The following is a 16,986-nucleotide window of genomic DNA, read 5'->3' as shown; positions in this document are numbered from 1 at the left end:
AATTCTGGCAGATATCGTTTTTTATAATGCGAAAGTATATTCTCCGCTTCCAAGCTCTTTTGTCTCGCCACCGAGAACCAGAGTCGCTGTTGTGTTTTCCGGAATGCGGCAGGTGTAGGAATAGCCGTTTTCGGTCTGTTTCCATGCACTTTCGATGCGTCCGTAAGGAGTATCAAAGCCGCCTTCTGCAAATGCAAGTGTTCCCATCTCCGGTTTCAGCGTGAAGTGTTTGTAGCCCGGATGCTCTTCATCTCTCTGGATACCGAGTGTATTTTCATACAGCCAGCTTAAGACACTTCCCAGTGAATAATGGTTGAAGCTGTTCATGGAGTTGTTTCCACCGAATCCGTTTTCGCGGGTGAAACTGTTCCATCTCTCCCAGATCGTGGTCGCGCCCTGTGTGACCGGATACAGCCAGCTCGGGAAAGCAGTCTGTGTGATTGTCTTCTGAGCAGCTTCCGGATAGCCGCCTTTGCTCAGCATCGGATTGATCGGACCGGTTCCGAAGAAGCCGGACTGGATCGTGTAGTTGCCTTCTCTTGTCGTACGTTCCAGGTGTGCAAATGCTTTTTCTCTGACTGCATCGGCAAACACGTCGCAGTTCAGACCGATGGAGTAGCTTCCCTGTACATCACAGGTAGTTCCGTCCGCATTCTTTGTGATACCAGTCTCTTTATCTGTGAAAGTATCGTTCCAGTATGTCTTTGTCTCTTCGGCAATCTGGTGATATTTCCTCTGTCCTTCGGTGTTTCCGGTAAGTGTGGCAAATCTTTCCATAAGAACTGCATTTCTGTAATGGAATGCATTGAAGATCAGGTAATTGTCTGCCGGAACCGGAGCCAGCCAGTCACCCAGCCACTCACTCTCATGAAGTGCCGGTGTTCCCGGAAGCCCGAAGGCTTTCATGCTGTCCATCCAGCGATCCATCGAATCATAATATTCATCGATCAGTGCTGCATCTCCATACTGCTGATACAGTTCCCATACCATCAGGATCATGGCACTCTCATAAGTCTGTCCGCCAAAACCGCCGCCAGCCGGTGCGATACTCGGCAGTCTGCCTTCTTCTGTCTGCATGTCTTTCATTGCCTGCAGGTTTCTCAGATAGAAGTTCTTCACATTGCTCTGATAGGTTGCAGTACGGCAGAAGATATGGGTATCTCCCATCCATCCCATACGCTCATTTCTCTGCGGGCAATCGGTCGGGATACTGATAAAGTTACAGTACTGGCTGAATTTCACGTTCTGTGTAAAACGGTTGATCAGCTCGTTGTCACAGTGGAATTTTCCGGTGATCTTGTCCACGCTGGAAAGAAGGACTGCCTGCACATCTTCGAGTGCCGGAGCTTCGTCCACACCACTGATCTCAATATAACGGAATCCGTGGAACGTAAATCTTGGCTTATAGATTTCTACGCCTTCACCTTTGCAGTAATAAGTGTCCTCATTGGACGCTTCCCGCAGGTTTGCCTGCAGCATCTGTCCAACAAGGCCTTCATATTCCGGCAGATCCGGATAAAGGACTTCGCCATAACGGATCGTAACCTTCTGTCCTGCTTTTCCTTTCAGTTTCAGAAGCGGTACACCTGCGATCTCCTGTTCCAGATCATAGATATACGTGCCCAGTAACGGCTCAGTCATTGATTTTGCGGTAAAAGTTTCCACCTCATGTACCGGTGCCTGATAGTTTCCGACAAGTTCCGGCTCTTTCTCATTCATCGCCGGCCAGCATGCGGCTCCCGGGAAGATACCTTCCTGTTCCTCCATCACAACCGGTGTGATTACTTCCGGCTTCTTCATGCCATCTGCTTTGAAATCCGGTCTGGAAAAATCATAATAACAGTCTTCCAGACGTGCATCATAAGTCTCACCGTTAAAGAATCCCGCATAGCGATATGGTCCTTCGCCAAAATACTGCCAGGTATTATCATCGGTAACAATGGTCTCTTTGTGTCCGTCTTCATAAGTGATGACCAGTCTTCCAAGGAAGGATGGCCTGTCACCCCAGTAGTTATAATTGTACAGACGGAAGCTGAAAGAATCGCTCCACCATCCGGATGCGAGAATGCATCCGATACCGTTTTCGCCTTCCTGTACCAGATCGGTCACATCGTAAGTCTGATACATCAAATGACTGTCATACTGGCTTGCTCCCGGTGCAAAATATTCCTCTGTCACACGTTTTCCATTCATGCTGCATTCATAGATACCACGTGCCGTTGCATACAGTCTTGCACTTGCCACTTTGCCGTTTACCGTAAAGTTTGTACGGAGCATCGGCAGAGAAAAACGACTCGGGTTGGAAATCTCCAGGCATTCTCCTTTGAGAGTCTTTCCGTTTTCTGTATCAACAGCAAGGATCTCTGCACACGGTTTTCTTAAATTGCGTACACGGATTCCCTGATATTCTGCCTCACTGTCCGCTCCTACATAATATCCCATCTCACAGAGACGCGGAAATGTCGTGACATCAAATGCGCCAAGCGGATTCAACTGTCTTGGAATTCTCATCTGTCCACCAAACGGGCTTTCTCTGTATGCTTCATCCACTTTGCAGTCATCCAGATACGTATACGCACCATTTCCTTCTACTTCAATCGTCAGTTTGTGGAAATCATGCCTGTTTTCTTCTGTGACCAGTTCTTTTCCTGTTTCCAGATCTTTGGTGCCGAGTTCATACAGCGGAACATCTGCAACATCTTCTTTGCAGTATCCTCTTCTGTAGACTTCGATCACGGCCGGTTTTTTCTCAATATTCAGGACGAAACGGATATCGTTCGCTCCTTCAACCTGAAGCTCGTTTTTGCTGATATCCATAAGTCTCGCATCATTTGCACCAAATACAATGCCTGCTTTCGTGCCCTCTTTGATGCGGAAGGTGCTTTCCAGTACAAACACGCCAAGTTTCTCAGATGCCACGTTAAATTCCGGGGCACCGATCCACTTTGCGCCGTCCCATGCGGAAATATTTCCGTTCATCAGACCGGTCTCGAACCAGGAAGAGGTCTCTGCCTCTTCTCCATCCTGATTCCATGCCTTTACTGTTACATAATATCTTGTCTCTGCTTCCAGAGCTTCACCTGCATAAGCAGTTCCTGCTGACTCATCAGTGTCCATCACTCCACTGTCCCATGCATCTGCACTGCCTGCTGATTTTCCAACCAGGATCTGTGCCTGTTTCTGCTGAGTGTTCTGTTTCTCAGATTTCAGTTTCCAGGAAAATACCGGTTTTTCCACATCCAGACCAAGTGCTTCTGTGATCTGACTGACTCTCAGATCATATATTTCAAAGTTTTTTTCGCTCATAATTTTGCCTCATTATTATTGCTTCTACAAATGATTTACTTCGTTTTACAAAGTTGTATCCGAAGATTATTTTACTTTCTTATACGGAACTGCATTCTCAAACTGATTTGACTGCCATACGATATTTACCAGACGGCTGATGCATGCCTTGAGGTCATCCATAGAAAGTGTTCCGTCGGCAAGCTCCTGATTCAGATTGTCTCTGTCACTGAATGCGCCAGGCATTACCAGGTCATTTCCTGCTCTCATACATCCGGAAGCAGTACAGTCCGGTCCTTTTTCTGTTGTTGTCCAGTCAGTCATGATCATACCTTCGAATCCCCACTCACATCTTGCTGCTCTGGTGCAGATATCTTCACAGTTTGCAGCATGTACTCCGTTGATCAGATTATAACTGGTCATAACAGCCATTGGCTGTGATTCTGTGATTGCAATCTCAAATCCTTTCAGATAGATCTCACGCAGAGTTCTTTCACTTACGATACTGTCTGAACCCATTCGGTTGTCTTCCTGATTGTTGCATGCAAAATGTTTGATTGTAGTTCCACATCCCGGTACCTTCTGTACACCGTTTGTCATGGCAGCTGCAATTTTTCCGGCAACAAGCGGGTCTTCGGAATAGTATTCAAAGTTACGTCCACACAGTGGATTACGATGGATGTTCATACCCGGAGCCAGCCATAAGGTAGTGGAAAATTCTTCCATCTCACCGCCGATCATTTCACCGACTTCCTCTATCAGAGCAGTATCCCATGTCTGTGCAAGGAGTGTTCCTACCGGAATGGCTGTACAGTACTGGTACCAGGTTTCACCCGGTTCCGCCGGTTCACCTTCACAGAAAAGCCCACCTTCCAAGCTGAATTTAAACGGTTTGTTGACGATCCTGCCTTCGTAAACGTTATAATGCTTCATCAGACGAAGACCTGCCGGTCCGTCAGACAGAACAATTCCCGGTACACCATCTTCCAGTGCACAGTTATTTGTTTCACCTGCAGAACCCGGCACAGAAATTCCGGCAGAACCAAGGTTGCTTCCCTGTCCTTTACCCGGATCTCCGCTTGCCAGTGCAACCAGTTTCTCAGTGCTTAAAGTATCTACGAATTCACGTGCTTCTGCAGGTACACATTCTGCATTGGAGCGGTATTCTACCACACGTGTTTCTACATCTGCTGCTTTTAATTTCATAACCGGAAGTGCCTTTTCTTCTGTAAATTTCAGAAGTGTGCCAAGTTTCTGATTCATCTTCTCAGAAGGCTGTTTCATCTCTTCCAGCTCGTCCTTCAGCGGGCAGATATTCTGAGTTTTAGTAAGAGTTACATCTCCATCCAGTGCAAGAACCGCACACGGAGCGGAAGCTTCCAGACTGTTGCCTGCCCAGATCACATAAGACCCTTTTTCCAGAACCCATGCAGCTTCTGCTTCGCTGTAGGATTCCAGTTTATCCAGTGCGATTTCAAATGTCAGTTTCTCACTCTGTCCCGGTGCCAGAAGTCTGGTTTTACCGAATGCAGCAAGACGACGGTATTCTTTTTCCAGTTTGCCTGCCGGACAGGTAGCATAGAGCTGTACAACTTCTTTTCCGCTGTAAGTATCCCCTGTGTTGGTGGTTTCTGTCTCCACGACAATCTTGTTGTCTTTCAGTTCTGTTTTAAGCACTTTTGTTTCAAATGTTGTATAGGAAAGTCCAAATCCAAATCCATATCTTACCGGTACATCAAAGCTGTCAAAGTAACGGTATCCGACATACATGCCCTCTGTATAAAATTCTTTATCCACGTTTCCATTGTTATGGGAGAATGTCCTGCTGTTCGGATAGTCTTCATATTTAAATGCCCAGGTATCCGTCATCTTTCCGGATGGAGTCACCTTACCGCTGATGATGTCAGCAAACGCATTTCCGGCTTCCATACCAGGCTGCACGATCTGAAGAAGTGCTTCAATATTTTTATATTCATCCATAAAGGAAAGATCAGCCAGTCCACCGGTATTGACTGCAACAACGACATGTTTGTACAGACTGCAGATGTCCGAGAGCTGTTTCTTCTCATCTTCTGTCAGGTAATAATCTCCTGCTTCATCAAAACGGTCAGCTCCCTCTCCTGCCACACGGCTGAGAATATAGATGGCAACTTCTGCATCTGTCTGCGTGATTGCACCACCTGCCGGCATTCTGAACGGAGTCGTAGCATAGACATTAAAGAAGCCTGACACCTGATCTTCCAGCTTCGCAGCTCTTGCTTCAATCTCATCACGCCATGCATATCTTGCTTCCTGATACTGTCTGTCGTAATCATTAAGCCAGTCTTCTGTCGTGATCACAAATCCGGCATTTTTCATTCCCTGGAAAATACTTACTGTTTCACGCTCATTGACATCACCGGATCCGGTGCCGCCCTTGATCGTTCTGGACGCGCCGACACCATAGAGAGCAACCTTGCTTCCCTCTTTGAGCGGAAGAAGCTGTCCTTCGTTTTTCAGAAGTACCATACCTTCTGCGGCTGCTCTTCTTGCAACCTTGCGGTTTTCAATCTCTCTTTTTGTTACTGTATTGTCTGTTGTACCTGTGAAATGTCTTGTCTTGATGGTTCTCATTCCACTGTTTCCTCCTCTACATTTTCATAGTTTTTGAAAAGATCTGCAAAATAAATCGCTGCCAGATACGCCGGTCCGGATAATCCGATCAGAAAATCCACCGAAACAAATCGATAAGATACTGTCAGAAGTGCCGCCGGGATCAGTGTCAGGATCAGCATCAGAACTGCCTGTGGAAGTTTGCCTACGCAGAACAGCAGGGCATTCTTTGCTGTATTTTTTATCGTATTGTCAAAACGCGCCAGCACTGCAAAAATATGAAGCAGTACCATCGCAAAAATCAGTATGATCACAAAAAGTACCACGCGGTATACGGTTCCAAATGTTCCTGTAATGGAACGAAGGAGCCAGATATCAAATGTCATGAATGCGATCAGACCGCCAAAGATCAGCCACAGAATCGTCGCCTGTTTGAAGTTGTCTTTAAACGCATGGAAATATCCGGAAATGATCTTTCCGTCTTCTTTACGCACCATACGCATGACCATTGTATACAATGCTGTCATGGCTGCGCCCGCTGTAAAGATTGGGATACAGCAGACGATCGTCAGGATATTCAGCACGATCAGATTTCCAAGCGTATTCAAAAACCTTGCCAGTGCACCATCCGGTGAAAAAATTCCCATTTCTCTATACCTCCTGTAATTACATGACTCCTGCAAGATACAGGAGATATTTTACTGCTTCATCTTTGTGCGGTGTGTTATAAATAATGCCAATTGCCGCATCTGTCTCTTCGTTTGTGTAACATCCGTCTGCCTGCATGACCGGAAGATCATCTGCCATAATGCCGATCACTCTTCCGTCATCTGTTGTCAGAAGTTTGTCTTTCAGCGTTTCCAGCTGTTCGTCTGTCAGACATTCGTGCAGATCCATCCATGTCTCTGAGCCGTCATATTTCACGAAATCATCTTTCAACATACCGCAGACATCCAGAAGTTCACTTCCGATATCTGCCATAAATTTCGAAAGACTGGTCATGGAATAATTTCCGGAGTCCGTTCCCTGGAACATCAGATTGTTCTGGATCTGTACCTGATATTTTTTCTGGTCAAGACCGGAAGCTTCCATATACTCCTCTGCCATCTTCTCACCGCTCATTTCGCTATGGCAGTCGATCAGCATGACTGAGAGTGCCGTGTCTTTTGCTGTCAGAGATGTCACCAGAAAATACAGGACCAGGATCACCACGATCATGACCGCTGCAAAAGGCAGTTTATAATATGTCCAGAAATATTCCAGATTGTTCTTTATATTCTTTTTCTTTTCTGTTTTATCACTCATCTGAAATACTCCTTTTTACGAATTTCTGATTTTAATTATATCTTGCATTCACAGCATTTCAAATCCAAATTTTTCTAAATATCCTGCATTTTAAAATATGGGCCGGCATAAAATACCGACCCATATGGATTTCTGTATAAAGGGCATCAGCCTTTGACTGCACCTGCTGCGATTCCGTTTACGAACTGTTTCTGCAGTGCGAGGAATACAATGATCAGAGGCAGTGCACAGAGTACACATGCTGCAAACAGTACGTTCCACTGTGCAGGGTTCTCCTTGTCACCAAGGAACTGGAGCATACCTACCGGGAGGGAATACTGTGCTTTCTTTGAAATAAATACCATTGGATAGAAATAATCATTCCAGATCCACAGTCCCTGTGTGATGACACAGGATACGATTGCCGGCTGAAGAAGCGGGAATACTACGGAAGCAAAACGCGTCGGCAGGCTGGCACCATCGATATATGCAGATTCTTCGATCTCAACCGGAACACCTTTCATGAATCCTGCGAACAGGAATACGGAGAACGGAAGAGAACAGGTGATAAACATGATCATTGGTGTAAAACGGGTATTCGGGATACCCAGTCTGTTCAGTGTCTGAGCAATCGGAACGATAACCATCTGAGATGGAATGATCAGACCTGAAATAAAGAAGTAATACAGGAATTTCGCTGTTTTTGTTTTGATACGTCCAATCGGGTAAGCTGCCATTGTAGCAAAGATTACAATGCAGAATACAGAACCAACAGTTGTCAGGATACTGTTGACCAGTTCCATCGGATAGTTCATGTTGCTGAATGCCTGTTTGTAACTTGCCATTGTGAACTCAGAGAACAGGATCAATGGAGATGCCTGGTTTCCCGGAGAACGAAGGGAACTGGAAAATACGATGACCAGTGGTGAAATTACAATAATACAGAATAAGATGATCACGAGGTAGATCAGGAAGCTCTTTGGTGTCAGCTTCATATATCCCTCAACTTCGCGGGCTTCTTTTTTCTTTCCGAATGCCATTATAATTCCACCTCCCTCTTATTCATATACAGAAGCATAAGTACTGTGACTATGATAATAAATGCGAATGCGAGTACAGAGAACGCACTTGCACGCCCCATCTTCATATCAGTAAAGGCTGTCTCATATACCTGATACATCAGAGTCTTGGTGGATTTACCAGGACCACCGTTTGTCATGATGAAGGAATAGTCGAATGCCTTCAGACCGGAAATTACGGAAAGGATAACGTTGATGGTAACTGTTGATGAGATCAGCGGCAGTTTGATCTTGTGGAACAACTGCCATTCTGTACATCCGTCGATACGTCCTGCTTCAAGAAGACTTTCATCTACTGTCTGCAGACCAGCCAGATAGATGATCATGGTAGTACCAAATGCTTTCCATGCTTCTACGATCGCGATCGCATAAAGTGCTGTCTTGTAATTACCCAATGGGTTGAATGCTGCTCCATCCAGTCCGATCATGGACAGGAGGCTTGCGATCATACCGGAACCTGGCATATAAACGTAAGACCAGATAAATCCAACTACGATCGCACTGAACAGTGCTGGGAAGTATGCGCAGGTACGGAACAGACCTTTGAAATGAATCTTGGTGTTCAGGATCATTGCAACGCCAAGACCTACCACGTTACTGATCAAGACAGTCAGCACTGCATAAATCAGAGTGTTTTTCATGGAGTTTGTCAGTGTACCATTGTCTAATACTTTGATATAATTCTTCATTCCAACGAAATCAAAATCATAATTGACACCATTGAAGTTTGTTATACTGTAATAAAAAAGCTGCAGTACCGGGTAGATCCAGAAGATCAGGAAAAATGCAAGTGCCGGTATCAGGAAGAAGTACATCTTATTGGTAAATACCAGAGATGTATTTGCACCTTTTCTTTTCATTTTTGGTTGTGCCATTCCTTTTCCCTCCTATGAAATGGAACTGCCCTGAAGCTTACCGCAAGTTCCAGGGCAGTGATTATCATATTCTTTCTTAAATGGTTAAGCCCTAATTATTCGTCCAGAAGGTCTTCGAATTTATCCTGCATTCCTTCAGTGATATCAGAGATTTCTGTTCCCTGACCGCCAACCATTTCACTGAACAGAGAAAGCATTTCGTTTTCTGTTCCTGCCGGCCATGCCTGGTTGCACCAGTAGAATCCTTTACCTTCGTTCAGAAGATCAACGAATGGTTTAAACAGATCATAGTTTGGTGAGGAATCAGCACCGTTACCATATGTTGCAATGATCTTACCAGTTGCAAGGTAAGCATCCCATACTTCTGATTCTCCATCCATCCAGTAGTCAAGAAGTTCTTTGCATGCATCTACATTTTCAGATTTGCTGTAAATACTGTATCCTGCGGAAAGGCATGTTGCTGTGTAAACGCCATCTGTACCCGGAAGTGGGAAGTATCCTCTTTCGAAATCTCCAGCTGCACCGTCTGCCAGAAGTGCTGTAGCGTTGAAGGAACCGTCAAATGTCATAGCAGCTTTACCGTCGATGAAGTCTGTGATTGCCTGAGAAGCACCATATCCAAGAGATTTGGAAGAATCAATGTATCCTTTTTCATACAGTGTGTTGTACATTTCAAGAACTTTATCCCATGTTCCCTCATCTGTAAAGCTTGCCTCTTCATCTCTTAACTGAGTATCGAAGTCTGGGTTTTTGGAGTAGATCTCGTCTGCTGCCAGCTGATACAGACCGAACTGCATAACGTACTGATCTTTGTCACCCATTACGATTGGCTGGATTCCTGCATCCTGCAATTTCTGGCAGTCCTCAAGGAACTCATCCCATGTCTGTGGCTCGCTCTCGATACCAGCCTGTGCAAACAGGTCTTTGTTATAGTATGTACCAAGAATGGATACACCAGCTGTCTGTGTTACGATATCTCCGTCATATGTAACAGAAGAAAGGCTGTCTTCTCTTCCCTGTACGCAGTCAAGATCATTTAAAGAAGTAAGGTATCCGGCTTCTGCCAGTGCGTAGCAGGAGTTCTGTCCGGCGTACATTGGCTGGGTAAGGATGATATCCGGGCATTCGCCGGAAGCAAGTTTCGTTTTCAGAGAGGTATAGTAATTATCATCCGGAAGTTTGGTTACCTCAAGTGTTACGTTCGGCCATTTTTCTTTGATCAGTGCCGGTAACTGTTCTGTTTCGAAGTCGTTGTCTGTTGCAACACCGGAAACCATCATTGTGATCGTGATGTCTCCTGCGTTCTCAATTGCTTCATGATCGTATCCGTCTGCTGCGAATACCGGAACTGCTGCCGGTGCTGTAGCGCATGCGGTAACGCCTGCAAGTGCAACTGCTGCCATTTTTTTGAATTTCATAATTGAATTCCTCCCTTTCACGTTCTCACACGTTGTTCACGTGTTGTTCATTTGATGTTTACATTCTAGCACAGGCATGGTACACTTTTGTTGGGTTTGATGGTATACTTTTTTTAGATTTTATTTCCGAGGTAAAAATATGAAACTACGTACAAAAATCTTCCTTATGTTCAGTATTCTGGCAACCGTCCCGCTGATCTTTTTTACTGTATTCTGCTATCAGCGATACATACAGACCACCTATGAACGGATGGATGTCATTTCTTCCCATCTGTTTGAAAATGCCCAGAATGCAACAAATGAAACCTTAAATTCCATCCGACAGACAGCCGGAACCTTTAACTTTTATTATGATGATGGTTCCAGCATTATCGGTGATCTGAAGAAATTCAAAGATATCAATACTGTGCCTGACAGCTATGAATACTTCAAAATGTCCAAGAATTTCAAGCGCACCTGTCAGAATCTTCTTTATTCTAATGAAGATATTTACGGCATCTATATCTTCACGCCGTCCGGTTATATCTTTAACTGTACCAACGGCGAGAACGGCACGATCCAGTCCAATTATGATTTTCAGAATGCGGACTGGTATCAGGATACCCTGAATCTTGACGGTGCCATGTATGTCAGCAGCAATGATGTCCATGACTGTTTTACCGGTGATCGTCAGACGATTTTCTTTACCCAGTGCCTGAAAGACATTTACACACACGAAGTCGTCGGTGTACTGATGCTGGACTGTGACGCAGATATGCTTGACCTAAGTGCCGTCAATACCATGCCGGATGTCACGCTCCTTACCATCGACAATACCGATACCAATGCGGTTCTGTACACCAATTATAACGAAGTCCCGGCCAATTTTACAAGCGATGGAATAAAAACCCAGGAGACTGAACTGAATCTCGCACCTCTCCGCCTTACCATGGTGATGGACTATGCAAATCTTTCCAAAGAATTTAATGTCACGGGAATTCTGATCATTGTGATCTGCGTAGCCTGCATTGTCGGATATATTCTTTTCGCCTACATCATCTCTCGTTATATGGTCCGCCCGATCGAGCACTTAAGCCGTAAGATGTCTTCTCAGTCAGGACACGCGCTGATCCAGTCCACACGCTACCTGAACCGTACAGACGAGATTGGTACTTTATATAATGAATACAATGCCATGGTTGAATCGCTCAATTCAGCTGTCAAACAGGATTATCAGGACAAGCTGGTTCTCCTCGATGCACAGATGAAATCTCTCGAAGCAAGAATTAACTCTCACTTCCTGTTTAATACACTCGAAGCGATCAACAGTATCGCGGAACTGGAAGACAATGAGACAATCGCAGTCATGTCACTGGCACTTGGAAACATGTTCCGCTATACGCTTAAGACACAGAGCGAACTGGTAACGGTACAGGATGAGCTTGGTCATGTAAATGATTATGTCACGATCCAACAGATCCGCTTTGACAACCGCTTCCATCTGGATCTGGACATTCCGGACGAATATCTGGATAACAAAGTACTGAAACTGATCCTGCAGCCGTTGGTCGAAAATGCTCTGTATCATGGCTTAAATTACTGCACCACCGGCGATACAATTACAATCCGTGCTCACGTGGAAAATGGCTGCCTGCTTCTCGATGTACACGACAACGGGCAGGGCATGGATGAAGAAACACTCGCCGCACTGCAGAAATCCCTCAGCGAAGAAGCTTCTTTCACCGAACTCGGTCACCGCAATAAACAGAGTATCGGATTAAAAAATATCCACAGCCGAATCGAACTTTATTATGGTCACGGCTATGGACTGACTGTTACAAGCAAACAGGGCGAATGGACAAACGTCCAGATCCGGCTTCCTGTTCTGAAATAACAGAACAAAAACAGATCATGCGCCAACAGAATCACAAAAAGCCAAGGAGGAAACTACTATGTACACATATATTGTCATAGATGATGAATCACTGATCCGCAAAGGCACGATCAAGAAACTGCAGCCAATGGAAGACCAGATTGCCTGCATTGGAGAAGCCGACAACGGCAAAGCCGGAATCGAACTGATCCAGGAAACACATCCGGATTTCGTTATTCTGGATATGCAGATGCCGGTCATGGGCGGCAGAGAACTCCTGCCTTATCTGGCAGAAAATTATCCCGACATGCCGCTGATCGTCATCAGTGGATACCGGGATTTCGATTATGTCAAACAGGCGATCTCTGCGAACGCCATTGATTATATTCTGAAACCATTCAGCAAAGAAGCGATCCAGGAATGTGTATCCCGTGCAATTGAACATCTGGAAGACAATCAGACACTGTCCCGCATCTCCGACAGTGATGAACAGAAAGAAGCTGCCTATTACGAATATGATATCCAGTATCTGACCAATCTGATCCTTGGTTATCACACCGGCGAAGGCTCCATTTCCTCCAAACGCCTGAACTTTGTCAATGATACGCACCAGCTGGTTCTTCTGACTCTTTATTTTGAATCTGCTGCCGAAATGCAGAACATTAACATCCAGGGCTGGCTCGAAGACGGAGGCTTCGGTGATCTTGCATTGTATCTTCCAAACACTTCCTCCAATCAGATGGGATTTCTGGTTCTCTTTATGCCAAACACAGAAGTGATCCATTCCAGACGTCTGGTAGATCAGATTTCCACTGCACTCACGGATTATGCGCATCATCTGCAAAATGAACTGATCATCGGTATCAGTCATGCACATTCCGATCTCAGCGAACTGCATGCTGCTTTTACGGAAACTTCTACCGCATTAAACCAGAGAGAACTGAAAGATTCCTCTGAAACGATCTTTTATTATAGTAACAATCCGGAACCCAAAGCATTTGTCTGGGATCAGGAAGACGAATTTCTGTTCCGTGTGGAAGCCGGAATGCCAGGCGAAGTGCAGTCACTGACAGAGCGACTTTTTGATCTTATGAGCAATGTCTCCGGATTTACTCTTGCAGATGCAAAATACTATTGCTACTACCTGTCCGGTCAGTGCCGCAACATCCTGAATTATTACCTGAAACAGGAAACTCCGAAATCCTCCAACAGTATTCAGAATGTGGTCAACTATATCTTTTCTCTGAAAGAGCTGAAAGAATATTATCACCAGTTCTTTATGAACATCACAGAACTTCTGAAAACAGAAAGTATTTATTCCGGTAATGATGCGATTGAAAAGATCCAGACTTATATGCAGCATAACTACCAGAAAAATCTGACCCAGGATTTTATCGCATCCCTCTTCTATCTGAACAGAAGCTACCTGAGCACCCTGTTCAAACAGAAAACAGGCATGAAGTTTGTGGATTACCTGAACGAAGTCCGGATTGAAAAATCAAAAGATCTCCTCAAGGATTCCAACCGCAAAATGTACCAGATCTCCAAGGCGGTGGGTATGACAATCCGAAATATTTCTTCCGCATCTTTAAGAAAAAAACTGGCATGACCCCGGAGCAGTACCGGGAGAGATTATAAAATATACCTACTTATAGAAAAGCGTACAGTCCCTGATTTGTTATTGTTCAGGAGCTGTACGCTTTTGGTTTACTCTAACTCAATTCGAATAGGAGTGTTGCCTATTATTTCTTTACAATCCACTTTCCATTTCTATTGGATCCTTGTCTTTCGACTACCCCCTCCTCACGCACTTTCGGCTCCTTTTTTCGGCTCTTTTTTGGCTCCTTTTCGGCTCCCTTATGACTATGCGCTGGTTCTTCACACTTCATTATCTCATCCGTATAGCAAATAACTAACCACAAGCATAAAAATCTAATTTGGCATCATTTTCCTGTAGATTTTTTTCTAAAATTGTGTATAATAGAAGTAGGAAATAACACAGGCTCACATGCTGAGGGAATCATATCGGCTGATCCGGGCACTCCCCTGTTAAAAAAATAATCGTGAACGATTGCCGGTAACAAAGCTCTTGGATAAATCCAAGGGCTTTTGTTTTTGTAAAGGAGAATTATACACATATGAATATTACTGACATTCAGGCGTGTGCTGATTTCTTCCAGGATAATTATTTGAAGACATTCTATTTTGTTATTACATATAATGGAAACAGCTTCATGCTGATTGGAGAAAAATCTAATTTCCCGCACTTAATGGGAATCCAAAGTAATACATATAGATCAAACGGCTATAATAAGCCTCAGTATCTCTTCAATGATATAATTGACAGAAAGCCAATCAACACAGCTATTATTCCAAATAACATATCTACCACATCCAAGATGTACAAGAAAATCCAGAATTTCACAAATAGCACGGATATCTTCTGGAAAAATACCGGTCCGCTTACAATAAACTACAATCCCGCGCTTAGCAGCACCAAACTAAATAATGTTGATGTTTTACTTACAGATATCAACACTGGCTATATGCTCGGTTGGGTATCCAATAACAAAATTGCTGTCAATGCTAATATCAAGATGGAAAAGTATTGTATCTGTACATGGATCGATGAAAGCAATGGCAGCCAACAACGCAAAGAAAAATACATGCCAGGACAAGATGTAGAATTAATCCGATTTGTATTTGCTCTTGATGAAAACTCAAAGCTTATTAGAAAAAAGGAATATTCTTACGATCATTCACAGAAAAAATCCATTCTTGAATCCTGCGAGAGAAATGGCTGTAATCTTCTTGTCGACTCAATTAACGCACATTATTACACAGAAATAGCTGTTGCCGATGGTATTCATTGTAAAGTTAACGGCACACACTTTTAAATCTTTAGATTACACATTCAAATCTACAGTTTTTTCTTTTTAAAAGAAAAACTCCCCAGAAAACCTTGTAATTCAAGATTTTCCAGGGATATGGGTTTTAATCTAATTCTGCACCGTTGCTTTCAATTACTTTCTTGTACCAGTAGAAGCTCTTCTTTTTATAACGGTTCAATGTACCTGTTCCGTCATCGTTACGGTCTACGTAGATAAATCCATAACGCTTGCGAAGTTCTGCAGTGGAGGCGCTTACCAGGTCGATGCAGCCCCAGGTAGTATAGCCCATGAGTTCTACGCCGTCTTTGATTGCTTCTTCCATCTGTTCAATGTGGTCACGCAGATACTGGATGCGGTAATCATCTTCGACTGTCCACTCTCCGTCTGCTCCCTGGACCAGTTTATCCACAGCACCCAGACCGTTTTCCACGATAAACAATGGTTTCTGATAGCGGTCCCAGAGGGTATTTAATACATAGCGAAGTCCTTTCGGGTCGATCTGCCAGCCCCACTCGCTTGCTTTGAGGTACGGGTTCGGTACGCCGCCAAGGAGGTTTCCTTCGCCACGGACATTTTTCTCCGGATCTGCTGTCGCACATACGCTGACATAGTAGCTGAAAGATACAAAATCTACAGTATTCTTGAGAATTTCCATATCTTCATCGGTCACGGAAATGGAAATTCCGTGCTCTCTCATATAACGCTTCGCATATCCCGGATAATAGCCACGGACATGTACATCTGCGAACATCATGTTTTTGTGGTCCTGCTCCATTGCCGCAAGCACGTCAGACGGATCTGCTGTCAGTGGATATACCGGCATGCTTAAGATCATGCAACCGATCTGGAAATCCGGATTGATCTCATGACCGATCTTTGTCGCCCATGCACTTGCAACCAGCTCGTGATGCACTGCCTGGTAGAGGTCACTCTGGGAAAGTTTTTCCTTCGGTGTGTTGATACCGCCACTCATAAACGGGGATTCCAGAATGGAATTGATCTCGTTGAAAGTCAGCCAGTATTTTACCTTATCTTTGTAACGGTTAAACACCGTTGTTACATAACGTTTGTAGAACTCGATCAGGTCGCGGTTTACCCAGCCGTCATAATGCTCTGCCAGGTACAGCGGTGTCTCATAATGGGACAACGTTACCAGCGGCTCAATCCCGTATTTTCTGCACTCATCAAACAGATCATCATAAAACTGAAGTCCTGCCTCGTTCGGAGTCTCTTCATCACCATGCGGGAAAATACGACTCCATGCGATCGAGGTACGGAATACTTTGAATCCCATTTCTGCAAATAATTTAATATCTTCTTTATAACGATGGTAAAAATCAATTCCGACCAGTTTCATATTGTCATCGGTCGGCTGTTCGCTTCTCGGTCCTTTGATCCCGTGCGGAAGGACATCCTGGATGGACAGTCCCTTGCCATCTTCCTGATAAGCACCTTCACACTGGTTTGCGGCTACTGCACCGCCCCATAAAAAATTCTTCGGAAACATAGATTGACTCCTTTCTTAGATATCCAGGGCTGCGTGGTATCCCCAGTATACTGCATTTGTGATCGTAGAAACTTTGCTTGCATCGTAAACGGTGCAACCCGAGTACCTTTACAAATTAGATGCCGTTTTTACGGCATGCTTATTTCTGAGTTTCTGTTTTTACTGGTTTCCGTATGTGTGTTGGCAGTTCTGGTGACCATGGC

General features: G+C 44.5%; 11 protein-coding genes and 1 pseudogene. 4 read left to right on the top strand and 8 right to left on the bottom strand.

Features of this window, described 5'->3' with window-relative positions:
* Positions 1-21: 21 nt before the first annotated feature.
* The 7 genes from KQI91_RS07060 to KQI91_RS07030 form a co-directional block, all read right to left on the bottom strand.
* Complete coding sequence (locus KQI91_RS07060; RefSeq protein ID WP_216392150.1) at positions 22-3,306, bottom strand: family 78 glycoside hydrolase catalytic domain; 3,285 nt, start codon at positions 3,304-3,306, stop codon at positions 22-24.
* A 66-nt stretch (positions 3,307-3,372) separates the two neighbouring features.
* Positions 3,373-5,898, bottom strand: a complete 2,526-nt coding sequence (locus tag KQI91_RS07055; RefSeq protein WP_216392149.1) for a glycoside hydrolase family 3 protein — start codon at positions 5,896-5,898, stop codon at positions 3,373-3,375.
* Positions 5,895-6,524: a YesL family protein gene (locus KQI91_RS07050; protein WP_216392148.1), complete on the bottom strand. Its 630-nt coding sequence runs from the start codon at positions 6,522-6,524 to the stop codon at positions 5,895-5,897. The genes KQI91_RS07055 and KQI91_RS07050 overlap by 4 nt, the downstream gene beginning before the upstream one ends.
* Before the next feature lie 19 nt (positions 6,525-6,543).
* A complete protein-coding gene (locus tag KQI91_RS07045) occupies positions 6,544-7,182 on the bottom strand; it encodes a hypothetical protein (protein WP_216392147.1) in 639 nt (212 codons plus the stop codon).
* Between the two features lie 146 nt (positions 7,183-7,328).
* Complete coding sequence (locus tag KQI91_RS07040; RefSeq protein WP_216392146.1) at positions 7,329-8,201, bottom strand: carbohydrate ABC transporter permease; 873 nt, start codon at positions 8,199-8,201, stop codon at positions 7,329-7,331.
* Positions 8,201-9,115, bottom strand: coding sequence for a carbohydrate ABC transporter permease (locus KQI91_RS07035; RefSeq protein WP_253288418.1), 915 nt, complete (start codon positions 9,113-9,115; stop codon positions 8,201-8,203). The genes KQI91_RS07040 and KQI91_RS07035 overlap by 1 nt, the downstream gene beginning before the upstream one ends.
* Before the next feature lie 95 nt (positions 9,116-9,210).
* Positions 9,211-10,533, bottom strand: coding sequence for an ABC transporter substrate-binding protein (locus KQI91_RS07030; protein ID WP_216392145.1), 1,323 nt, complete (start codon positions 10,531-10,533; stop codon positions 9,211-9,213).
* 139 nt (positions 10,534-10,672) lie between these two features.
* Between KQI91_RS07030 and KQI91_RS07025 the strand changes: the two genes are divergently transcribed.
* The 4 genes and pseudogenes from KQI91_RS07025 (at position 10,673) to KQI91_RS07015 (ending at position 15,282) form a co-directional block, all read left to right on the top strand.
* Entirely contained in the window at positions 10,673-12,406 is a 1,734-nt protein-coding gene (locus tag KQI91_RS07025; RefSeq protein WP_216392144.1) for a sensor histidine kinase, read from the top strand.
* Between the two features lie 58 nt (positions 12,407-12,464).
* Positions 12,465-13,931: pseudogene (locus KQI91_RS07020) on the top strand (response regulator); the annotation flags it as partial.
* Positions 13,883-14,023 (top strand): helix-turn-helix domain-containing protein, encoded by a 141-nt coding sequence (locus KQI91_RS16475; protein WP_442860602.1) that lies wholly within the window; start codon positions 13,883-13,885, stop codon positions 14,021-14,023. The pseudogene KQI91_RS07020 and the gene KQI91_RS16475, both read left to right, overlap by 49 nt.
* Before the next feature lie 500 nt (positions 14,024-14,523).
* A complete protein-coding gene (locus tag KQI91_RS07015) occupies positions 14,524-15,282 on the top strand; it encodes a PBECR4 domain-containing protein (protein ID WP_216392142.1) in 759 nt (252 codons plus the stop codon).
* A 97-nt stretch (positions 15,283-15,379) separates the two neighbouring features.
* Here KQI91_RS07015 and KQI91_RS07010 read toward each other — a convergent pair whose 3' ends face one another.
* Positions 15,380-16,783, bottom strand: coding sequence for a glycoside hydrolase family 1 protein (locus KQI91_RS07010; RefSeq protein WP_216392141.1), 1,404 nt, complete (start codon positions 16,781-16,783; stop codon positions 15,380-15,382).
* Between the last annotated feature and the right edge of the window lie 203 nt (positions 16,784-16,986).

Origin of the sequence: Blautia sp. MSJ-19 (genome assembly GCF_018918125.1) — a bacterium.
In the GTDB taxonomy this organism is placed as follows: domain Bacteria; phylum Bacillota; class Clostridia; order Lachnospirales; family Lachnospiraceae; genus Blautia_A.
The sequence above is the reverse complement of the archived record's forward strand: the minus strand, read 5'-3'. Positions and strand labels throughout refer to the sequence as shown.